At 56.4% G+C, this 19,820-nt stretch carries 22 protein-coding genes; 5 read left to right on the top strand and 17 right to left on the bottom strand.

The genetic code is table 11. The annotated features are described in order from the left end of the window. On the top strand, positions 1-346 hold a 346-nt coding region (locus Q1A75_RS11835; RefSeq protein ID WP_299639966.1), incomplete at its 5' end, for an integrase core domain-containing protein. Between the two features lie 307 nt (positions 347-653). On the opposite strand, the gene ccoS is transcribed toward Q1A75_RS11835, so the two are convergent. Genes ccoS through Q1A75_RS11785 form a run of 10 tightly spaced genes read right to left on the bottom strand, consistent with a single transcriptional unit; the run spans position 654 to position 7,958 of the window. After that, positions 654-848, bottom strand: coding sequence for a cbb3-type cytochrome oxidase assembly protein CcoS (gene ccoS / locus Q1A75_RS11830; protein ID WP_299554687.1), 195 nt, complete (start codon positions 846-848; stop codon positions 654-656). Beyond that, positions 845-2,932, bottom strand: a complete 2,088-nt coding sequence (locus Q1A75_RS11825; RefSeq protein WP_299554689.1) for a heavy metal translocating P-type ATPase — start codon at positions 2,930-2,932, stop codon at positions 845-847. Before Q1A75_RS11825 ends, ccoS begins: the two co-directional genes overlap by 4 nt. Next, complete coding sequence (locus Q1A75_RS11820) at positions 2,929-3,093, bottom strand: hypothetical protein (protein ID WP_299554692.1); 165 nt, start codon at positions 3,091-3,093, stop codon at positions 2,929-2,931. Before Q1A75_RS11820 ends, Q1A75_RS11825 begins: the two co-directional genes overlap by 4 nt. Next, positions 3,080-3,946 carry a cytochrome-c oxidase, cbb3-type subunit III gene (gene ccoP, locus Q1A75_RS11815; RefSeq protein ID WP_299554694.1) on the bottom strand — a complete coding sequence of 289 codons (867 nt, stop codon included), beginning with the start codon at positions 3,944-3,946 and terminating at the stop codon, positions 3,080-3,082. The genes Q1A75_RS11820 and ccoP overlap by 14 nt, the downstream gene beginning before the upstream one ends. Then, entirely contained in the window at positions 3,943-4,104 is a 162-nt protein-coding gene (locus tag Q1A75_RS11810; RefSeq protein ID WP_299554697.1) for a cbb3-type cytochrome c oxidase subunit 3, read from the bottom strand. The genes ccoP and Q1A75_RS11810 overlap by 4 nt, the downstream gene beginning before the upstream one ends. Next, positions 4,101-4,832, bottom strand: coding sequence for a cytochrome-c oxidase, cbb3-type subunit II (gene ccoO, locus Q1A75_RS11805; protein ID WP_299554700.1), 732 nt, complete (start codon positions 4,830-4,832; stop codon positions 4,101-4,103). The genes Q1A75_RS11810 and ccoO overlap by 4 nt, the downstream gene beginning before the upstream one ends. 4 nt (positions 4,833-4,836) lie before the next feature. After that, positions 4,837-6,459 carry a cytochrome-c oxidase, cbb3-type subunit I gene (ccoN, locus tag Q1A75_RS11800; RefSeq protein WP_299554703.1) on the bottom strand — a complete coding sequence of 541 codons (1,623 nt, stop codon included), beginning with the start codon at positions 6,457-6,459 and terminating at the stop codon, positions 4,837-4,839. Then, complete coding sequence (locus Q1A75_RS11795; protein WP_299554706.1) at positions 6,456-6,776, bottom strand: DUF1971 domain-containing protein; 321 nt, start codon at positions 6,774-6,776, stop codon at positions 6,456-6,458. The genes ccoN and Q1A75_RS11795 overlap by 4 nt, the downstream gene beginning before the upstream one ends. Next, the gene (locus Q1A75_RS11790; protein WP_299554709.1) at positions 6,773-7,540 is read right to left on the bottom strand and encodes a DUF2189 domain-containing protein; all 768 of its coding nucleotides are present in this window, start codon (positions 7,538-7,540) and stop codon (positions 6,773-6,775) included. The genes Q1A75_RS11795 and Q1A75_RS11790 overlap by 4 nt, the downstream gene beginning before the upstream one ends. A gap of 1 nt (position 7,541) precedes the next feature. After that, entirely contained in the window at positions 7,542-7,958 is a 417-nt protein-coding gene (locus Q1A75_RS11785) for a hypothetical protein (RefSeq protein WP_299554712.1), read from the bottom strand. Between the two features lie 478 nt (positions 7,959-8,436). On the opposite strand from Q1A75_RS11785, the gene Q1A75_RS11780 reads away from it, so the two are divergent. The 4 genes from Q1A75_RS11780 to Q1A75_RS11765 all read left to right on the top strand — a co-directional run bounded on the left by Q1A75_RS11780 (position 8,437) and on the right by Q1A75_RS11765 (position 12,616). Next, entirely contained in the window at positions 8,437-8,835 is a 399-nt protein-coding gene (locus Q1A75_RS11780; RefSeq protein WP_299554715.1) for a group III truncated hemoglobin, read from the top strand. Positions 8,836-8,977: 142 nt separating this feature from the next. After that, a complete protein-coding gene (locus tag Q1A75_RS11775) occupies positions 8,978-9,427 on the top strand; it encodes an Rrf2 family transcriptional regulator (protein WP_299554718.1) in 450 nt (149 codons plus the stop codon). Between the two features lie 681 nt (positions 9,428-10,108). Further along, positions 10,109-11,335: an FAD-binding oxidoreductase gene (locus tag Q1A75_RS11770; RefSeq protein WP_299592328.1), complete on the top strand. Its 1,227-nt coding sequence runs from the start codon at positions 10,109-10,111 to the stop codon at positions 11,333-11,335. Positions 11,336-11,347: 12 nt separating this feature from the next. Then, complete coding sequence (locus Q1A75_RS11765) at positions 11,348-12,616, top strand: FAD-binding oxidoreductase (RefSeq protein ID WP_299554725.1); 1,269 nt, start codon at positions 11,348-11,350, stop codon at positions 12,614-12,616. A gap of 156 nt (positions 12,617-12,772) precedes the next feature. Here the strand turns inward: Q1A75_RS11765 and Q1A75_RS11760 are convergent, their stop codons facing one another. The 7 genes from Q1A75_RS11760 to Q1A75_RS11730 all read right to left on the bottom strand — a co-directional run bounded on the left by Q1A75_RS11760 (position 12,773) and on the right by Q1A75_RS11730 (position 19,750). After that, positions 12,773-13,555 (bottom strand): IclR family transcriptional regulator, encoded by a 783-nt coding sequence (locus tag Q1A75_RS11760; RefSeq protein ID WP_299554728.1) that lies wholly within the window; start codon positions 13,553-13,555, stop codon positions 12,773-12,775. 117 nt (positions 13,556-13,672) lie between these two features. After that, entirely contained in the window at positions 13,673-13,876 is a 204-nt protein-coding gene (locus Q1A75_RS11755) for a hypothetical protein (protein ID WP_299554731.1), read from the bottom strand. Beyond that, complete coding sequence (locus Q1A75_RS11750) at positions 13,873-15,063, bottom strand: VWA domain-containing protein (RefSeq protein WP_299554734.1); 1,191 nt, start codon at positions 15,061-15,063, stop codon at positions 13,873-13,875. The genes Q1A75_RS11755 and Q1A75_RS11750 overlap by 4 nt, the downstream gene beginning before the upstream one ends. Further along, positions 15,060-15,935, bottom strand: coding sequence for a MoxR family ATPase (locus tag Q1A75_RS11745; protein ID WP_299554737.1), 876 nt, complete (start codon positions 15,933-15,935; stop codon positions 15,060-15,062). Before Q1A75_RS11745 ends, Q1A75_RS11750 begins: the two co-directional genes overlap by 4 nt. A 43-nt stretch (positions 15,936-15,978) precedes the next feature. Then, the gene (locus Q1A75_RS11740; protein ID WP_299554739.1) at positions 15,979-18,393 is read right to left on the bottom strand and encodes an aerobic carbon-monoxide dehydrogenase large subunit; all 2,415 of its coding nucleotides are present in this window, start codon (positions 18,391-18,393) and stop codon (positions 15,979-15,981) included. Beyond that, positions 18,390-18,884, bottom strand: coding sequence for a (2Fe-2S)-binding protein (locus Q1A75_RS11735; protein WP_299554742.1), 495 nt, complete (start codon positions 18,882-18,884; stop codon positions 18,390-18,392). The genes Q1A75_RS11740 and Q1A75_RS11735 overlap by 4 nt, the downstream gene beginning before the upstream one ends. Before the next feature lie 11 nt (positions 18,885-18,895). Then, positions 18,896-19,750, bottom strand: a complete 855-nt coding sequence (locus tag Q1A75_RS11730) for a xanthine dehydrogenase family protein subunit M (protein ID WP_299554745.1) — start codon at positions 19,748-19,750, stop codon at positions 18,896-18,898. Positions 19,751-19,820: the final 70 nt, after the last annotated feature.

Below are 19,820 nucleotides of genomic sequence, written 5' to 3'. Positions count from 1 at the left end.
AAGCTACGTCTCAGGGGATCTGGCTGAGTGGCTGCAGGACAAGGGCATGAAGCACTCGCGTGGTGCGCCGTATCACCCTCAGACCCAAGGCAAGATCGAGCGATGGCATCAGACTTTGAAAAACCGCATCTTGCTGGAAAACTACTTCCTGCCGGGTGACCTCGAAGCCCAGATCGCAGCCTTCGTCGACCACTACAATCACCAGCGCTATCATGAGAGCATCAACAACGTCACACCCGCCGACGTCTACTTCGGGCGGGACAAAGCCATTCTCAAACAACGCGAAAGGATCAAACGGAAGACACTCGAAGCGCGGCGCTTGCATCACCGCCAGCACGCCGCATAATCAAACCAATCAGATGAGCCAAACTCTCTCTTAGTTTAGACCGCCATTGGCCCCAAAAACCATGACGACGGACACACCGACTTCAGACTTGGCGGTGCGGATGTCGTGACGCCGAATGAGGTGTGAGATCGCGTGTTGGAATATCGCTATCGGCAATTAAGGTCCCGTGATGCACTTTTCATCGCTAAAACCGCCGGGAATGTAAGGTGTAGAGTATCGCAATTCAGGTTCTTCGTGTCTGTGAAAGTGGCAAAAAGCGGCTGGGCGTTCTGTCTTTGTGCCGTCAGAAATTGGCGATCTCTGACTTTCAGGATGTCTCGTCCATCCTGTTAAGGGCCCCACGTTGTAGATCGCTCATCGGCTTGTCCTCAGCCTCAAGAATGCGATGGGCATCACTTTCCATGTTGTCATATTGCTTGGAGTGCACGGACCAAAAGAACCCCAGAAGGGCGCAAAGCCCGAGGCCGATAGAGATGGGGATGAGGTAGATAATGGATGTCATTCGGGCATCTTGAGGCGGAGGCCGTTCGCAAGAACTGCGATGGACGAAGACGACATCAGGATCGCGGCGACAAGCGGGCTAAGATAGCCAGCAAGGGCAAGTGGAACCGTCACGATGTTGTAAATGGCTGAGAACGTCAGATTCTGCCCGATCAGGTCGCGGGCGGCCCGGGCCATCTGAATTGCGTGCGGTACCAATGTGAGGTCAGGTTTGACCAGCACGATGTCTGCTGCCACCTGTGCCACCTCGGTCGCGCCGCCGAAAGAGATCGAGACATATGCCGCCTTGAGGGCAGGCGCATCATTGATCCCGTCCCCCAACATCAAAGGTCTTTTGCCAGCCTTTATTTCCGTTCCAAGAAACGACAGCTTGTCGTCCGGCGCAGCATTGCCAAGGTGGGCAGGGATTCCAGTTCTGTCCGCAAAGGCGGCAACGGACGACTGTGTATCACCCGACAACAAGGTCAGCGGCATGTCCAGGTTGTCCAGGGCGACCAGCATCTCTGGCAAACCTGCGCGGGCGGTCTCGCAAAACTGGAACCCATGTATCTGACCACTGGCAGAGCGATACCACAGAGTAGAGGACTCTGTTGTGGTGTCTGGTGCCCCAACAAACTGTGCAGAGCCGAGCCGTGCGCCATCAGGGGCTTCAATTCCTCGCCCTGGAATTTCCCGCAGATCGGGTAACGGCGTCACGTCCAAGCCATCGCACAACATTTTGGCCAATGGATGCGCACTGCCAGCTGCAAGCTTTGCGGCGGCGCAACGCGCTTCGGCATCGGGGGTCTGCAGTACCGGCAGCGGCTCGGACAGAGTGCCCGTCTTGTCCGCAACCACGATGTTTGCATCACTCAGGCGTTCCAGTGCGTCGCTGGATTTGACCACGACCCCTGTGCGCATCAACATGTTGACCGCCCGCGCGGAAACCGCCGGGGTTGCGAGCCCGGCAGCGCAAGGGCACGTCACAACCAGCACGGCAACCGCGATCATCAATGCGTCTGCGAAACTGGCACTCAAAACAAAGTACCACAGGGCAAAGCCCGCAATACCGCCACCCAGCACCAGCGGAATATAACCGCGGGCAAATTGGTCGGCACGGTGTTGCGCAGCACTCTTGTTTGCAACGACATCGGTTATCATCTGGGAGATCTTCCCGATCTGCGCATCCTCACCAACATGCGTGACCTGCATCCTTGCCGGACCGGTATGGACGATGGCGCCAGCAACAACAGCCTGAGATTTAGTGACCTCCCGGGGAAGGGTTTCACCCGTTATGACGCTTTCATCCATCTGCGCACGGTCCGACAAAAGTGCGCCATCAGCAGGCACACGCTCGCCACTGCCGACGATCACGACATCGCCGGGAAGCAGGTCACCTGCCGGGACAGTCTCCATACGCCCATCCGCAGCTTCGCGCTTTGCATCAATCTGCATCAGATTGCGCAGGTTCTCCGCCGCATCGCCAGAGCGTTGCTTCAGTGCGCGCTCGATAACCCGCCCGATCAGCAGGAAAAACACCAACGCCGTGACAGCGTCAAAGTAAACGTGTTCGGTGCCGCGCAAGGTCTCGAACAGGCTGGCCAGATAGGTGATTGCTATGGCGATAGAGATCGGCGTGTCCATCGTCATCGCCCCCTGTCGCAAAGCGCGCAGGGATGGTCCGTAAAAGACCGCACCGGAATACAAGACAACGGGTGTCGCAAGGGCGGCTGAAATCCAATGCAGAAACTGCATGCTGCCGGGGCCCATGTCAGTGGCGACACCCGCCCAGACCGCAAAGGAAATTGCCATGATGTTCATCATCGCAAATCCGGCCAAGCCCAACTGCGGCAGCAAGGAAGGCTCGGCTGGTGCGGTATCTCCTATCTGGAAGGGCAGCGCGTCATATCCGACCGCGCGGATCTGGTCGATCAAGCTGTCTTGTGTCTGCTGATCCGAGTCCCAGACCAGTCGGATGCGTTTGACGGTGGCATTGCCGCGCGCCAACAGAACGCCCTCTTGCGCGCTTATGTGCCGCTCGATTTTGGCGATACAGCCTGCGCAGTTCACGCCATCAAGGGCGAAAGTCAGGCTTTGCTCGCTCATTTTGCGGCCCCTTCGGTGCTGTCCTCCAGCACTTGCCCCTGGTAGGCGTCAATCGAGATGTAGACGTGCCACGATTTTATTCCGACATAGCCAAGCAAAAGCAGCCCTATCATGGCGAACATCTTGTTGCGGAATTGTGGCTCTTTCTCAGTCCTGTCCATCTTCACCAGCCCAAAGGACGTAAAGCGTCAGCTTTTTGATCTCTTCCTCGGTCAGACGGCCAGACCAGCCAGGCATCACGCCTTGACGACCGTGTTTCAGCGTTTCGGTCAGCACGTCCCGCGTGCCGCCGTAAATCCAAGCGTCATCGACAAGGCTGGGTGCGCCAATTTCCATTCCGCCGATGCCGCCTGCCTCGTGGCAGCTTGCGCAATTCTCTTCAAATACGACTGCTCCGGCGTTTGCCAACTCTGTGTCATGCTCTGAGCCAGAGATTTTCAGTACATATTCCACGACCGCCGCAATGTCGGGGCGTTCCAACATACCATCGCCAAAGGCAGGCATTTCCGCCCACCGCGTGTCATCGCTGGTGTGGTTGATCCCGTATTGCAGCGTATATTCGATCTCCTCGGGCGTGCCTGACCAAAGCCAATGGTCGTCGGTCAGGTTCGGGAAATTGGTCTGACCTTTCAAGTCACGACCGTGGCAGGCAGAGCAGTTGTCGCGGTAAAGCACGGCAATGGCATCGCTGTATTTCGCCTCAAGCGTAGGGTCATTGGCCAGTTCGGTCACGTCGAGGGATGCAAATTCGGGCATCTGTTCAAGGCGTAGTATCTGGCGATCTGCAACGGCTTCGGCGATCCGGTCGCGCGAGGAATAGCCGGTGACGCCTTTGACGTACCCGGTGATGCCCGGCCATGACGGGTAGAGCACCCAGGTGATCACGGAAACTGCGATGGTCAGCCATAGTGAGATGCGAAAGACCAGTGGCACGGGCGTGTTCAGTTCTTTCAGCCCGTCCCATTCGTGGCCAGTCGTGTGTTGGCCACTTGGTTCGTCCAGTTCAGGTTTCATCGTTTGATCTCTTCATCTGTAAGAGGCGATTGTGCGGCTTTGTCGTAGGTTTTCTTGTGTGATGGCCAGTAGATCCAGAGAGCGGCCAGCAAGAACACGACAAGCAGGTAAACCGCGCCCCATGTTTTGGAGAATACAAGCACAGTGTCGTGGGTCATCTGTTGTTCGCCTCCGCATCAAAGCTGTCGAAATCGACCAATGTGCCCAGCACCTGCAGATAGGCGACAAGCGCGTCCATCTCAGTGAGCCTTGAAGGTTGGCCGTCAAAGTCGCGCACTTGGACGTTCTCTCCGTAACTGTCTTGAAGTTCACCCTCGAAATTGGCGTCTGCATCCGCCTGCCAAAGTGCATCTTGGCTCGCGTTTTCGATCTGTGCGTCCGTATAGGGCACGCCGACACGGCGCAGCGCGATCAACGACCCTTGCAGGCTGCTGGTTTCAAGGTTCCTGTCCAACAGGAACGAATAACCGGGCATGACGGAGCCTTCGACGAATTCGCGAGGATTGGCCAAATGCGCGACATGCCATGTATCGGAGTATTTCTGACCCACACGCGACAGGTCCGGCCCGGTCCGTTTGGAGCCCCACTGGTGCGGGTGGTCGTACATCGATTCCGCGGCCAAGCTGTAATGCCCGTAGCGGTCCACATCGGACCGCAGGGTGCGGATCATCTGGCTATGGCAGGCATAGCACCCTTCGCGCACATAAATGTCGCGCCCGGCGGTTTCCAACGGCGTATAAGGGCGCATCCCGTCGACCTTTTCCACTGTGTTTTCAATGGTGAACAGAGGGGCGATCTCAAACAGTCCGCCCAGGGAGGCAACGAAAAGGATCATCAAGGCAAATCCTACGCCATTGCGCTCGAGCTTTTGATGTCTTGTGCTCATTGCTCTATTCCCCCGGTTGCATGATTGGACGGTGCTTGTCGGGGGCCGGTGCCATGGCGGGCCCTTTGACGGTCATGTAGATGTTGTAAGCCCCAAGGCACGCGCCGATCAGGTACAACAGGCCACCGATGGCACGTGCAAAATAGTAGGGCCGCATCGCATCCACCGTGTCGATGAAGGCGTAAACAAAGTTCCCGTCAGCATCATAGGTCTGCCACATCAGCGCCTGGGTGATACCGCTGTTCCACATGGCGCCGACGTAGATCAGCGTGCCAGACAGCGCGAGCCAGAAATGCCACGCTTCCAGCCTGAGCGAATAGGTACCTTCGCGTTTCCAGATCCATGGTACCATTTTGTACATCGCGCCGAAGCTGATGAAGGCAACCCATCCAAGCGCGCCTGCGTGCACGTGGCCCACAGTCCAGTCTGTGTAGTGGCTGAGCGTGTTCACAGGGCGAATAGCCAGGAATGATCCCTCGAAGGTGGCAAGCCCGTAGAAGAGCATGGCAACCATCATGAAGCGCACGGCAGGATCGGTGCGAACCTTGTCCCACGCGCCGTTGATGGTGAGGATACCGTTGAAGACCGACCCCCAGCTGGGCACCAGCAGTATGACCGACATGGTCATGCCCAGATACTGCACCCAATCGGGCAGGGCGGTGTAATGCAGGTGGTGCGACCCGGCCCAGAGATACAGGAACGTGATCCCCCAGAAGCCAATGATGGACAGCCGGTAGGAATAGATCGGACGGTTCACCGCCTTGGGCAGAAAGTAGTACATCATGCCAAGGAAGCCCGCCGTCAGCAGGAAGCCCACAGCGTTGTGGCCATACCACCACTGCGTCATCGCATCTTGAACCCCCGCAAACAACGAGTAGCTCTTTGGATAAGCGATGCTGATGGGCATGGAGAGGTTGTTGACCACATGCAGCATCGCGATCACCACGATGAAGCCCATGTAGTACCAGTTTGCGACGTAGATATGCGGCTCTGCCCGATTGGCCAGCGTGCGCATGTAAAGCCACAGATAGCCCACCCAAGCGAAAGTCAGCACCAAATCGGCGTACCATTCCGGCTCAGCATATTCCTTGGATTGAGTGATGCCCATCGGGTAGCCGGTGACGGCCAAAAGAACGAACAGGTTGTAGCCGAAGAACACAAACCAAGGAGAGACTTCGCTCGCCAGCCGTGCGCGTGAGGTGCGTTGGACAACATAAAAAGACGTCGCCATCAAAGCGTTCCCACCGAAACCAAAGATCACGGCGGTTGTGTGCATAGGGCGGACCCGCCCAAAATTGGACCACGACATATCCCCGTTCCATGACGGGATTGCCAGTTGCCATGCGAGCAGGTCGCCAATGGTGAACCCGATCACGCCCCAGATGAACGTAGCCCAAACACCCCACTTGATCACGGTATCTGCGTATTCATGGGGAATATCGGGCTGTTTGTCGTTCATGCGGTTGATCAAGTTCATCAACCCCCAGCCAGCTACAATTGCGATCAGCCACCCGTGAAACACGTAACCAATCTCACGTCCAAAACCCAAGATTGCCACGCCGAGAATAAAAACCGCGAAAGTGACGACGAAGATGACGCTGATCTCGATACGTTCAAAGGTTGTCATAGCGCCACCTCGTCGCTGTCGCGATCCGCGACTTGTGCGTCAGCGTCATGGTAGAACTCGATGTGGAAGGTAACTGGTCCATCCGGTGCAATCTTGTGCAGTTCTCCGGGCAGGATCACGCCAGGGGTTTCGCTGTTCAAAATCCGTGCTTCCTGATTGATCCGCGTGTAAATCAGTTGGCCGTTTTTAATCACGATCAACCCCCAGGAGTTGGGCTTGGTACTGTGATTGCTCAAGAGCGGTTGTGGGATTGTTGTCTCGTCAAAGGTTTTGGTTTGCGAGTACTTTTTTGCACCTCGTGGCAGGGACGGTGTCATGTGCGTTCTCCTTTGAAGAGGTCGCAATAGGCGTGCCATGTTGCAAACCCGAGCAGTGGGAAAATGATGATGAGGCCAACAAGCCCAGTAAGCAGACCGATCAGGATGCCTGCGCAGACAACAACGGCCCAGCTGATCATCAGGCGGAAATTATGTGTGGTCGCATTGAAGCTAAGGCCCATCGCAGAGAAACAGTCGATCTTGCGATCCACCAACATTGGAATTGAGAAGACTGAGATCGCAAAGCCGAGCGCCGCAAACAGTCCGCCAAAGACGCCGCCAACTACAATCGTTGCAATCCCTTGCGGGGTCGACAGCAGTGTCGTCATCGTCTCGACAAACCCCGCGAAGGGCAGAAGGCCGAAGAAAATCGCAAAGATGAGTGTTGCGGCGCGGATCCACGCCAAAGCAAAAACCATCAGGATGATGCCGATCAAGATGATCTGGTCGGGAGAGGCAACGTCGGTCATCCCGTCGTCCTGCCCGCGCCTACTGATACTATACAGGCCGACTGTGGCCAGTGGGCCGACCAGCATGCCGCCCGCCAGAATAGGCAGCACCGCCCATTCGAGGTTGAAGTACCACAGCAACGACAGGGTCACCCATCCGGCAACGCACAGGGCGATGCCATAACACCCCGCCGCACCCGGGTGCCGTTTCAGATCCGATAGGGCCAATCGCAACCAGCGCTTGATCACCACAATGATTGGCTCCTCAACCCGGCGCGCTTTCCACCGGGGCGCGGCGTCTGCTGCAACATCCATATCAGATCCGTCCTGTTTGAAGTGTAGGGGAGAGTAACGCCATCGCCGCGGCCAGCAGCAAGGCAAACAATTTTGTGCATTCCAATGCGATAAAGATCAGATGCAACTTTGAGCCACCCAGGGCAGTGCCTGCAATCACTTGATCAGTCAGTATAGACAATCGGGGCAGGACGACGAAGTGTTGAATTGTAAAGACTGACAGGGCAGCCAGCACAAGAGCTTGCACACGGGGCGTTTCGGTTGCGAACGCAAGTGCAGCCAATGCAGCGAGGAACATTTCCAGATACCCGACCCACAAGAACTGCACGCGCCCGACTTGCAGGGCGACCGCTCGCGTCAAATCGGCTACCTGAAATTTTGCGGGGGCGGCAATCATATTGGCTGAAATCGATGCTCCTGCCCAGATGAGCAGGGACATTACAACTATCATTCGCGCTGTAATCAGCATGTGAAGTTCCTTGTTGCCGATCGATAAGCGTCACCTGTCATTGTGCCTGCCCAAAGCTGCGATAGGGGGAGGTGTTGAAAAACGCATTCACCCCGGTTCGCCCGCATCCATTTGCATATGTCCGCAAGAGCATGTCGCAAGTGCTAATTCGTGGTTTGGTGCCCTCGTCCAGTGCTTTTTCCCTTCGATTTCTGGCCGGTCTAAGCAAAAAAATCAATGTGTGCACACGTACATTTTTAAAATGGTATTTACAATGCGTATTTTATGACTATCCTTTGCGGTGTGAATATTGTCGGCGCTGGACACCGTGTCCCCGGGTTCGGTTGATGACAATGCAAACTCTTTATGTCTATCAGGGTAGTCCAAAGTAAAAATATACTAATGACTATTTTTTCGTATGGCGTAAAACCGCCTTATCCTGCCCGAGCAAAATCGGAGAGTTTATCAAATGATGCCGCCCCGAATTGATGTTGATCGACAGGCCATCGCCGAAGTGGTGGCGGAATTTTACCAGCGCGTCAGGGATGACGCGACACTGGGTCCGGTATTTGCTGAGCGCGTCGAAAATTGGCCAGAGCATGAAGAAAAAATCACCCGGTTCTGGGCCAATGCCTTGCTGTTTGAACGATCCTATTCAGGCAATCCGATGCGTGCGCATATGGATGCGGGAAATGTCCGACCTGCACATTTCGAGGGGTGGCTCGTACTGTTTGATGAAGTGCTAAAGACACACATCAGCTCCCCCCAGCGTGAGCAATGGTCTGCTTTGGTGCACAGGATTGGTCGTGGTCTTTCCTTTGGTTTGACGGAGTTTCAGAAGACGCCCGGTGATCCGCCCAAGTTCTGATGCACGAACTTGATCTCAAGCAGCAAGAGTTCCGACTAGATTGATCACCCGGCCTATCCGGTGGCGGCTTTCAGAGGGAACTCTGTCGATGATCCCCATATTATGCATTTGAACTACCAGTAAAACACGATACGAGTCAGATATGCAGCTTTCAAAGTTCTCTGACTATGCGGTCCGCATACTTATGCACCTCGCGGTGGCCGACAAGCATATACTGACGACACGTCAGATCGCGAATATCCACGGAGCGAAATACAATCACCTTGCAAAAGTCACCCAGTGGCTCGTTCGGGAAGGGTATGTCGTTTCAATGCGGGGAAGGGCGGGGGGATTGAAGCTTGCTAAAGACACCAAAGAGATAAACGTCGGCAGCGTCTTGCGAGACCTCGAAAGCCAAAGCGAGCTTGTTGAATGCATGAGGGCGGATGGCGGATCCTGCATCTTCTCACCGCTGTGCCCGCTGACCACAGCCTTGAAGGTCGCGCAGACAGCTTTTTTTGACTCTCTTTGCCAGCTCACACTCAAAGACCTGACAAATGAGAACCACCCGATTGGCCATTTGCTGTCGCGACTGAATGACGACGTAGCCTAGAGTTTCGTAGCAAGTGTTGGTCATGACTCGGACCGTTTAGGTGTAAATCCGTTCCTGTCTCCGTCTGTTGATCGGTTTGCGGTCAGCTAGGAATTGGTAGGTGCGCGCAAGTCCACCGTCGAACGTCCGCTTCTGTCGGTAGCTCATGACGACCTGCCTTTTTTCTATCCGTTGCAAAGCAAAGTACATGTCATTTTCGCTGCGCCGTACGACCTAGGCTTACAAAAAAGGTCGAACCCTGCGTTCAGGGTGGGCACCGTGACCGTATCGGATGGTACCACGTGATCGATCTTCCTGAGGCCTGACGCTGGATGGTGCGCGTTCAAAGCAAAGACCGACGCTATCGGCGAGGCAAACCGTCGCGCACTGCCTTTCAGCAACTGTCAGTGTTGCAGTAGAAACTTTACGCGCAATCGCAGCATGCAGGGCAAATACTTCAACGCTCAAGGCGACAGGGCCCAGGGTCCGCCGGACACTCGTTGCATCGGTTAACTGTGCGCGCCTGCCATGCGCCGGCTAGGTAAAAAGTATAGAAATTGGCTCGAAAATTTGGTAATAAAAAATAATAGTTTTGATATACAAAAAAATGGAGTCGTCCGGTTGTATCCTGCATCTTCGCAAAGTCACATGCCCGGCTCTCTGTGGGCCGCGACAGCGAGCCCAAGAGTGTCGAGGCCCGCCTTGGCACAGAAAATCGCTGCTGATGCGGTCGTTATTGGTGCAGGACTTACAGGTTTGAGAACGGCGCTTGGGCTTGCCGATGCGGGCATGTCGGTGGCTGTGCTGGAAGGTAAAGCAGTTGGATACGGCGCATCAGGGCGCAGCGGTGGACAGTGCAATCCAATGTGGCGCGCGACACCGGACCAGCTGTGTCAACGGCTTGGTGAAAAGACAGCGGAAATGCTTGTGGCACTTACCCTGTCAGCCACGGATGACCTTATGGCGGATGTTAACCGCTATGGCGTGTCTTGTGATTTTGTACAGAACGGGTGGGTTCAGGCCGCGCATTGCAATGCGTCCGCTTCCAACCTGGAACACCTTGGTGATGCGTGGAATTCAGTTGGCGCAAAGATTTGCCTTTTGGATCGTCTTGCCACGCAAAAGCGGTCGGGATCGCCCGATTATGCGATGTCTCTGTTTCATCCAAACGGCGGACATGTTCATCCGTTGTCCTTGACGCGGGGATTTGCGGAAGCCGCGGAGCGCCTTGGTGTGTCGATCTTCGAAGACACATCTGCGGTGGGAATCCAAAAAAATGGATCACAATGGACGGTCGCCACGCCACAGGGCTCTGTCGTAACCAAGAGAGTTGTATTCGCCACAAATGCCTACTCGGATGGTCTTTGGCCAGGGTTGCGTGAGACTATTGTACCGATGGTTACAACTATTCTTGCCACCCAACCTCTGGATGCGGCCACCCGCAGCCAGGTTCTTCCTGGCAATGTGACGATAGCGGACACGCGCCGCGCGATTTACTATGCGCGCTATGACAGGGATTTCAGGCTCGTTTTCGGATGTGTCGGCAGCGTGGATGATGTGGCCGCGTTGGGCGGACTGGGACGGCTCAGACGTGGGCTTGGTACCACCTTTCCGGTCTTAAAAGATGCGTCAGCTTCATTTACCTGGTCGGGCAGGATCGCCGTGACCCGCGATATGATGCCAAGGCTGTACGAGCCCGAAAGTGGCATATTCGCGGGGTTGGGATACAGTGGTCGGGGCATTTTGATGACCTCGGTCATGGCCCGAGCGCTGGTGAAGCGGATTTTGGGTGCCCCCGAGAGCGAATTACCTTTCCCGATATCGCCGATTGAGCGATTTCCATTGCAACCTATCGTGCGCCGCCTTGTCCCATATGCGACCCCGGCGATGGAATTGCGCGACAAGCTAGACACATGGATTGGGCGTTGATCATGCTGATCGATGCAGCGATTGGTCATTGATTGGGGCAAGCAGATGGCAGCAGACTATCAAGCAATTGTAATCGGCGGCGGTATTGTTGGCTGTAGCGTCTTGTACGCTTTGGCAGAACGAGGGTGGACCAACACATTGCTGTTGGAGAAGAACGAGCTGACGTCGGGCTCTACTTGGCATGCTGCAGGTAATTGCACGCATTTTGGACATGATGCCGAAATGACGCGCCTATATGTCGAAACGCTGAAGGTCTACGAGCGCGCCGAGAAAGAAAGCGGTCAATCCATTGGCTTTCATAAGACGGGTAGCCTGAGACTGGCAACGACGAAAGAGGAGTTGGCGGCGTATAAGAAGCTTGAACCTGTTTATGAGCGGCTGGGCGTACCGTACCGTGTTGTTACACCGGAAGAAATTCCAGAAATCCATCCGCTGATGTCGCTGGACAATGTGCTGGGTGCCGCGCATACGCCAGAGGATGGATATGTTGACCCCAGCGGAGCAACACTTGCAATGGCAGCTTGCGCGCGTGCGCGCGGCGCACAAATCAAACGGCACAGCGCCGTTGGCAAGATAGAACAACTGCCGGATGCGCGTTGGCGCGTCCACTCTGGCGACCAAAGCTATACGGCTGAGCACATCGTCATCGCGACCAGTTTTTGGGCGCGTGAAATGGTTGTTCAACTGGGGCTCGATCTTCCGCTTTATCCATTGGAGCATCACGAGATTATCACGGAGGACAGTGCCGAGGTTGCACAGGTTGGGTTTGAGTTGCCAACAGTCCGAGACCCGCTGATCCCCGCCAACATTCGTCAGGAACGAAACGGCATATTGTTGGGAATCTATGAAAGCCAGCCCGTGGCGTGGAGCACGAACGGCATTCCGCCTGATTTTGGTCAAGAGCTTCTTGTACCGAACCTTGACCGCTTGATGCCGCATTTTAAAAAAGCGATGACGCGCATGCCTGTGCTGGCAGAGGCGGGTATCAAAGTCGCCAACAATGGCCCTATTTGCTATACGCCAGACGGTTTGCCCATGTTGGGCACACTGCCAACTCACGATAACCTTTGGATCGCTGCCGGTTTTTCGGCTGGCATAGGTACGGGGGGCGGCAGCGGTCAATATCTCGCGGCCCACATGGTGGATGGACAAGCGCCCTACAACCTGCCGGGTGTTGATCCAGCCCGCTTCGCAGTTTCACAGCCCAGAGCGGCGATAATCGAAAAGATACTGGCGACCTACGCGGCGGGCTACTCCGTGCCCGACGCTGAGAAGGTGTGAGGATGGCCGCCACAACACCACCCCAGAAGCTTGCCGTCACTGCCCCAGTTTCGATGTTTATCTGAAAGGCCGGGTCGCTCTGATCACCGGCCCGAGCAATGGGCTTGGCTTCGCCATGGCGCGCCCATTCGGAACATGGATGTGAACCTTAGCTGCTCAGTCGTCTTCGAGGCTTTGAAGCGATGGCGCGACACCCCCGATAAGCGCTGTGACGCGCTCGGCTGATGTGATCAATTCGGAGCCCCACTGGGTGAGCTCACTCAGAGATTTCCGGTCTTCGATCGTCCATATGTTCAATACGGCAATCGGTTCGCCCACGTAGTTGAAGATTGGTGCGGACATCCCAAGAAGGCGATCGTACTCTTCTCGGTCGTTTGTTGCCACGCCGTTCAGGCGGATGGTTTGGACCTGCTCCCACATCGCGTCGGCACTGGTGATCGTTCGATCCGTAAACCGGGTGAATTCGTAGCCTTCCAAACGGGAGTGTATCGTCTTGTTGGGAAGGAACGAAAGCAAGACCTTTCCCGAAGCTGAACAGTGTATCGGTTCGCGCATTCCGGGGCGCTGTGTTGCGCCCCAATGTATGTCTGCTTCCAGGATCCGCAAATACACCACTTCATTGCCCTCGGGCACTCCAACGGTCACGTTCTCTTTGACCAGTTTGTGCAAGCGCAGCATTTCGTCGAGAGCGAGGATCTGGATATCATAGCCATGGTAGGCGTTGCGCACCAATTCAAAGATCTTCGGACCTACAAGATATGTCTTCCGCTGCTTGTCATATTGCAGCAGCTTTTCTTCCATGCAGATTGCAAGAAGTCGGTGCAGCGTGCTCTTGTTCAGGCCGCTGGCATCAACCAGTTGGGAGAAAGTCATTGGTTTGTGCGTTTCACTGACGAGTGTCAGCAGAGAAATGAGTTTCGTGACGATGGAGCTTTGCATAGATACGTCAATCAAGCAGTTGTGCCGTTCTTTATATCTACCGCTAGACACATTGACCAGAAGTGTGACCCGCTCCGACGCTGCTTTTCGTTGCTATTTCAGTGCGAAATAGGAGATTTATGAAACGGTTTGAAGCCGGCGGGAATGCTGTGAAAAAGAATGACCGAGCCGGTCCTTTATGGAGACGATGTGCTTTTTGGTAGTTGCCTTGCCGATCCCGAGACATACCCAATCGATCGCAAAGGCAAAGGGTTCGTCCTTGTCGCGCAGCTCCTGAGCGGCTTCGGCCAGATCGTTTGAGAGGATTTCAGCGGGCGTCATAGCGTGGTCAGCTCCTGCTCCAAGGCTGCCAAATCTGCCAAATCTGCCAGTGTATTGGCGGGTTTGAATGCGTCCAGATACGGAAGCGCTGCGGCCATACCTTTGGCGACGGGTGCGTAATCTGCCCAGCCTTTCAACGGGTTGAGCCAGATCAGCTTGCAGCCCCGCTTGCGCAGCTTTTGCAAAGCGGCTGCAATCAACTCTGGCGGCGCCGTGTCGTAACCATCCGACAGGATCAGCACAACGCTGCGCCCATCGACGAAGCGCTTGGCATAGGTGTCGGCAAAACGCATCAACGACGGACCAATCTTTGACCCTCCACCAAAGCCGTCCGCCATCAGCGACATGCGCCCGATGGAGCGCATGGCATCCTTGTCACGCAGCGCTTCGGTGATGCGCACAAGCCTGGTGTGAAACAGATAGGCATCGGCCGCATTGTCCGCCCGCAAGAGACCGGCAAGGAAGGCCAGAAATACCTTTGCATAGACAGACATTGAACCAGACACGTCGCAGAGCGCCACGATCTTGCGGGTTCGGTCAGGGCGCTTTTTGCGCAAAAGACGTAATGGCTCGCCGCCGGTCGCAAGGCTCTGACGAATGGTCTTGCGAAAATGCAGTCGGTCACCTCTTTGTGCGGCGATCCTGCGGCGAGAACGTGTGTCGCGCAATGCCGCCCCCATGCGGCGGGCAACCTCTTCGGCCTTGGCAATATCCTCCGGGCGCACCAAGTCACGCAGGTCGCGCCGGTTGAGATTGCGCTGCTTTGTGGCAACCAGCTTGCCGGTTCCATCACTGTCTGCCTCGGCACCCTCTGCGTCAGGTTCTACGACCGAGCCAGATGTTCCGGCGTCCTCGCCTTCAGCATCGCGTGAGGAATGAACGCCATCGTTGATGGGGCTTGACGGGGTCGGCATGACCTTTCGCCGTACCCTGCCCATATCCATCCAGAAGCTGTCGAACAGGTCGTCAAACCGTTCAGCTTCTTCCTTGCACCCGGTACACACGGCCCGCAGCGCCCGGCGGCTGTCATCGGGTCGGATCGCATCGACTTCCACCAAGGCCGCCATTGCAATATCTGCTTCCGCCACGCCCAACCGCAATCCGTTCTCGCGTAGATGCGCGATAAAGCCTGCAACCCGGGCAGACGGGCCGGGGTCCCGTGCGGCGAATTTCGTAACGCGGCTCATGCCGCTTTACCCGCGATGCGTCCCGCGACTTCGGACGTGATCTGCGCCTGATCGACTTGGGTCTTGAGCAATGTCGTGAGGGTCGATTGCAGCACTGCAGGGTCTTCGGTCAGATCCGCAATGCCCAACCCCATAAGGGCCGCCGCAAAGTCCAGCATCTCGGCAACGCCGGGCGTTTTCTCCAATTCTTCTTCCCGCAGCTTTTGGACAAAGCCCACGATCTGATCCGCCAGCCGTGCCTCAACATCCGGGCAGCGCGCCTTGAGAATGGCAAGCTCTGTCGTCCGATCGGGGTATTCTACGTATGTATACAGGCATCTGCGGCGCAGTGCGTCCGACAGATCGCGGGTGCCGTTCGAGGTCAGGATGACGATGGGCTGCGTCACTGCTTTGATCGTGCCCAGCTCTGGAATGGAGACCTGAAAGTCCGACAGGATTTCCAGAAGATATGCCTCGAATTCTTCATCCGCGCGGTCGATCTCGTCAATCAACAGCACGGGAGCTTTCTCTTGCGTGATCGCGGCCAGCAAGGGACGTTCCAGCAGGAAATCCCGAGAGAAGATGCGATCCTCGACTGCCTTGCCCGTCTCGCCACCCTCTGCAGCAGCCCGAATGGTCAGGAGTTGCCGCTGGTAGTTCCACTCGTAGATTGCCTGAGCCGCGTCCAGCCCCTCGTAGCATTGCAACCGCAGCAACCGCGTGTTGTTCACCACTGAAAGCGTGCGCGCAATCTCGGTCTTTCCAACGCCAGCGGCCCCCTCCAACAAAAGCGGGCGGCCCAGCGACAGGGCAAGCTGCAACGCAACGGCCAAGTCGTCGGACGCTACATAACCCTCACCAGCGAGCGCGAATTTCAAATCAGTCCAGGTCATGATGTGCTCCGTAGGGCGAGGTGACGCCCGCCCTACCATTGCCTTAGCCATGCAAGCCCAGGTCGTTGGCGGTCTTCCAGATCCGCCAATGATCATGGGGCATGTTGGTATGGGTGTTGCCAAAAGCCCGGAATGCATCCTGCACCGCGTTCGAGAAACAGGGCACACCGCCCACATGGGGGCTTTCACCCACGCCCTTGGCCCCGATGGGGTGATGCGGGCTTGGGGTTACGGTATAGTCGGTTTCATAGTTCGGCACTTCCCATGCCGTGGGCAGGAAGAAATCCATCAGCGTGCCCGTCTTGCAGTTGCCCATGTCATCATAAGCAATCTCTTGACCCAGAGCGACGGCGAGCGCTTCGGTTAAGCCACCATGCACCTGACCTTCGATGATCATCGGGTTGATCCGCGTGCCGCAGTCATCCAGCGCGTAGAAGCGGCGGATTTCCGGAACACCTGTATCCACGTCGATATCCATCACGCAGACATAAGCTCCAAACGGATAGGTCATGTTTGGCGGGTCATAGTAGCTGACCGCTTCGAGACCTGGCTCGATCCCCGGAATGGCCTGATTGTAAGCGGCAAAGGCGATCTCTTTCATCGTCTTGAACTTCTCAGGCGCGCCTTTGACAACGAAACGGTCCACGTCGAATTCCACGTCATTGTCGTGGACCTCAAGCAGGTAGGCCGCGATCATTTGCGCCTTGGCCCGGATTTTGCGCCCGGCCATGGCCGTTGCGGCCCCTGCCACTGGTGTGGAGCGGGAGCCGTAGGTGCCCAGTCCGTACGGTGCCGTGTCGGTGTCGCCCTCTTCAATGGTGATGCTGTCGGCGGGCAGGCCAATCTCGGATGCAAGGATTTGCGCGAATGTCGTCGCGTGCCCCTGACCCTGAGAAATGGTGCCAAGCCGGGCAATCGCTGACCCGGTGGGGTGAATGCGAATTTCGCAACTGTCGAACATGCCAAGGCCCAGAATATCACAGTTCTTGACCGGACCAGCACCGACGATCTCGGTGAAGAATGACAGACCAATGCCCATGAGCTTGCGCGTTCTGCCCGCCTTGAAATCCTCAACCCGCTGGGACTGTTCGGCGCGCAAACCATCGTAGTCTACGGTCTTGAGCGCCTTGTCCCACGCTGTGTGGTAGTCGCCAGAGTCGTATTCCCATCCAAGGGCAGCCGTGTACGGGAACTGCTCTTTCTTGATGAAGTTGATCCGCCGCAGTTCTGCGGCATCCATGTCAAGCTTGATCGCCAGAACCTCGATCATCCGCTCGATGAAATACACCGCCTCAGTTACGCGGAACGAGCAGCGATAGCTGACACCGCCCGGAGCCTTGTTGGTGTAGACGCCGTCGACCTCAAGATATGCGGTTGGAATGTCGTAGGATCCTGTGCAGATATTCATGAAACCTGCCGGGAACTTCGTGGGGTCAGCGCAAGCGTCAAATCCGCCGTGGTCGGCCGTCACATGGCATTGGAGGCCGGTGATCTTGCCGTCTTTGGTGGCGGAAATCTTGCCGGTCATGTGATAGTCACGCGCGAACGCGGTGGTCATCAGATTGTCCATGCGATCTTCGATCCATTTTACCGGCTTGCCGGTGACAATGGAGGCCACGACAGAACAGACGTAACCGGGATATGCGCCAACCTTGTTCCCGAAACCGCCGCCAATATCAGGCGAGATTACGCGGATGTTGTGCTCCTCAATGCCCGAGATCAGAGAGACCACGGTTCGGATCGCATGAGGTGCCTGGAACGTGCCCCAGAGGGTCAGCTTGCCGTTGACCTTGTCCATGGACGCCACGCAACCGCAGGTCTCCAGCGGACACGGGTGGGTGCGGTGGTAATACATGCTCTCTTCGGCAACGACTTCTGCGTTGTCGATGACCTCTTGGGTCGGTTCCTTGTCACCGGCTTCCCATGTGAAAATATGGTTATGGTGCTTGCGCGGTCCGTGTGCACCGGGGGCTTTCGGGTCAAGATCTTCGCGCAGAACGACGTCTGATTGCAGAGCTTCAAACGGGTCCACGATGACTGGCAGCTCTTCGTAGTCCACCTCGACCAGCTCAATGCCATCAGCGGCGGCGTAGCGGTCCTCGGCGACAACAAATGCGACTTCCTGCCCCTGAAACAGAACCTTGCCATCGGCCAGCACCATCTGCTTGTCGCCCGCAAGGGTCGGCATCCAGTGCAGGCCAAGCGGTTCAAGATCGGCAGCGGTCAGGACCGCCAGAACGCCGGGCACGTCCAACGCGGCGGTGGTGTCGATACTCTTGATCCGCGCATGCGCGTAAGGCGAGCGGACGAAATCTCCGAACAACATCCCGTCCAATTTGATGTCGTCTACGTAGTTGCCTTTGCCTTGGGTGAACCGGGCATCTTCGACGCGTTTGCGCGAACAGCCCATGCCTTTGAGGTTTTCGACGCGTTCCTCGCGCGTGACTTCGTCCTTCATTCTGCGGCCTCCTTGGCTGCATTCATCTCGGTCGCGGCGGCCTGAATGGATTTCACGATGTTCTGGTAGCCTGTGCAGCGGCAGATATTGCCGGCCATGCCAAAGCGGATGTCCTCTTCGGTGGGGTTCGGGTTTTCTTCCAGAAGCTTGGTGGCGCGGGTAATCATGCCGGGCGTGCAATAGCCGCACTGCAAACCGTGATGCTCTTTGAACGCCTCTTGCAGCGGATGCAGATTATCCGGGCCACCGATGCCTTCGATCGTCGTGACCTCTGCACCGTCGGCCTGTGCCACAAACATGGTGCAGGATTTGACCGACTTGCCATTGATAGTGACGGTGCAAGCTCCGCAATGCGAGGTTTCGCAACCAATATGCGGCCCGGTGATGTTCAGCCGTTCGCGCAGCGTGTAGATCAACAATTCACGTGGTTCGGCGAGAAATTCTTCGTCTTTTCCGTTCACATTGAGCTTGATATGCATCTTCTTTGACATGGTGTTCCTCCCTACGCCCGCGACCAAGCGCGCACGATGGCGCGGCGTAGAATGACGCCAGCCACATGTTTCTTGAATGCGATGGGCCCGCGATTGTCCTCGGACGGGTCGATATCGGCCAACATGGCGGCCACCGCTGCGTCCAACGCCGCATCATCCACTGCTGTGCCCACAAGTGCGTCGCTGGCGGCTTGCGAATAGACAGGTGTGTCGCTCAAATTCGTCATCGCGATGGATGCAGAGACACATGAACCGCCGCCCTTGACGATCTGCACAGCCGCCGCTGCCGTGGCATAATCCCCGATCTTGCGCTTTTGCTTTTCGTAAGCGTAACCGCCCGTGGGCGGCGGGATTGATACGGACGTCAGCACCTCGTCGTCCTCACGGGCCGTCATATAGGCAGCTTCATAGAACTCCCGTGCCGGAATCTCGCGCTCCCCATCGGGCCCAACAACGGTAAAGACTGCGTCAAGACACTGCATCAAACCCGGCATGTCATTGCCCGGATCGCCATTGGCCACGTTGCCACCCACGGTGCCCATGTAGCGCACCTGAGGGTCAGCAATCTGCAAGGCCGCTTCGCGCAGGATCGGGGCCGCGGCCGTCAGCTTTGCATCATCAATGATATCCGCCTGAGTGACCAGTGCGCCGATCCTGATGCCGTCAGCGTCGATGACGATGTCAGACATGCCGCCGATATCCTGCAAATCGATAAGATGCGGAACATCAGCCATACGCAGTTTCATCATGGGGATCAGGCTGTGACCACCCGCCATGACACGTGCGTCATCTCCATGTTCCTCAAGGATTGCGAGGACACTGGCCATATCCTTGGGGCGATAATATTCAAATGCCGCTGGAATCATCGGCTTTCTCCTCCCTTAAAGCGAATGTTCTGGCTTGGAGGGAAGACTGCATACGCCTGTATGCGATGGC

It is taken from the genome of uncultured Tateyamaria sp. (assembly GCF_947504105.1).
Classification (GTDB): domain Bacteria; phylum Pseudomonadota; class Alphaproteobacteria; order Rhodobacterales; family Rhodobacteraceae; genus Tateyamaria.
The sequence above is the reverse complement of the archived record's forward strand: the minus strand, read 5'-3'. Positions and strand labels throughout refer to the sequence as shown.

What these genes read in the sequence shown, in the direction of transcription:
- ccoS (WP_299554687.1), bottom strand. Translation starts at nt 848, where the DNA reads ATGACATCCATTATCTACCTCATCCCCATCTCTATCGGCCTCGGGCTT.
- Q1A75_RS11825 (WP_299554689.1), bottom strand. Translation starts at nt 2,932, where the DNA reads ATGAGCGAGCAAAGCCTGACTTTCGCCCTTGATGGCGTGAACTGCGCA.
- Q1A75_RS11820 (WP_299554692.1), bottom strand. Translation starts at nt 3,093, where the DNA reads ATGGACAGGACTGAGAAAGAGCCACAATTCCGCAACAAGATGTTCGCC.
- ccoP (WP_299554694.1), bottom strand. Translation starts at nt 3,946, where the DNA reads ATGAAACCTGAACTGGACGAACCAAGTGGCCAACACACGACTGGCCAC.
- Q1A75_RS11810 (WP_299554697.1), bottom strand. Translation starts at nt 4,104, where the DNA reads ATGACCCACGACACTGTGCTTGTATTCTCCAAAACATGGGGCGCGGTT.
- ccoO (WP_299554700.1), bottom strand. Translation starts at nt 4,832, where the DNA reads ATGAGCACAAGACATCAAAAGCTCGAGCGCAATGGCGTAGGATTTGCC.
- ccoN (WP_299554703.1), bottom strand. Translation starts at nt 6,459, where the DNA reads ATGACAACCTTTGAACGTATCGAGATCAGCGTCATCTTCGTCGTCACT.
- Q1A75_RS11795 (WP_299554706.1), bottom strand. Translation starts at nt 6,776, where the DNA reads ATGACACCGTCCCTGCCACGAGGTGCAAAAAAGTACTCGCAAACCAAA.
- Q1A75_RS11790 (WP_299554709.1), bottom strand. Translation starts at nt 7,540, where the DNA reads ATGGATGTTGCAGCAGACGCCGCGCCCCGGTGGAAAGCGCGCCGGGTT.
- Q1A75_RS11785 (WP_299554712.1), bottom strand. Translation starts at nt 7,958, where the DNA reads ATGTCCCTGCTCATCTGGGCAGGAGCATCGATTTCAGCCAATATGATT.
- Q1A75_RS11780 (WP_299554715.1), top strand. Translation starts at nt 8,437, where the DNA reads ATGATGCCGCCCCGAATTGATGTTGATCGACAGGCCATCGCCGAAGTG.
- Q1A75_RS11775 (WP_299554718.1), top strand. Translation starts at nt 8,978, where the DNA reads ATGCAGCTTTCAAAGTTCTCTGACTATGCGGTCCGCATACTTATGCAC.
- Q1A75_RS11765 (WP_299554725.1), top strand. Translation starts at nt 11,348, where the DNA reads ATGCAGCGATTGGTCATTGATTGGGGCAAGCAGATGGCAGCAGACTAT.
- Q1A75_RS11760 (WP_299554728.1), bottom strand. Translation starts at nt 13,555, where the DNA reads ATGCAAAGCTCCATCGTCACGAAACTCATTTCTCTGCTGACACTCGTC.
- Q1A75_RS11755 (WP_299554731.1), bottom strand. Translation starts at nt 13,876, where the DNA reads ATGACGCCCGCTGAAATCCTCTCAAACGATCTGGCCGAAGCCGCTCAG.
- Q1A75_RS11750 (WP_299554734.1), bottom strand. Translation starts at nt 15,063, where the DNA reads ATGAGCCGCGTTACGAAATTCGCCGCACGGGACCCCGGCCCGTCTGCC.
- Q1A75_RS11745 (WP_299554737.1), bottom strand. Translation starts at nt 15,935, where the DNA reads ATGACCTGGACTGATTTGAAATTCGCGCTCGCTGGTGAGGGTTATGTA.
- Q1A75_RS11740 (WP_299554739.1), bottom strand. Translation starts at nt 18,393, where the DNA reads ATGAAGGACGAAGTCACGCGCGAGGAACGCGTCGAAAACCTCAAAGGC.
- Q1A75_RS11735 (WP_299554742.1), bottom strand. Translation starts at nt 18,884, where the DNA reads ATGTCAAAGAAGATGCATATCAAGCTCAATGTGAACGGAAAAGACGAA.
- Q1A75_RS11730 (WP_299554745.1), bottom strand. Translation starts at nt 19,750, where the DNA reads ATGATTCCAGCGGCATTTGAATATTATCGCCCCAAGGATATGGCCAGT.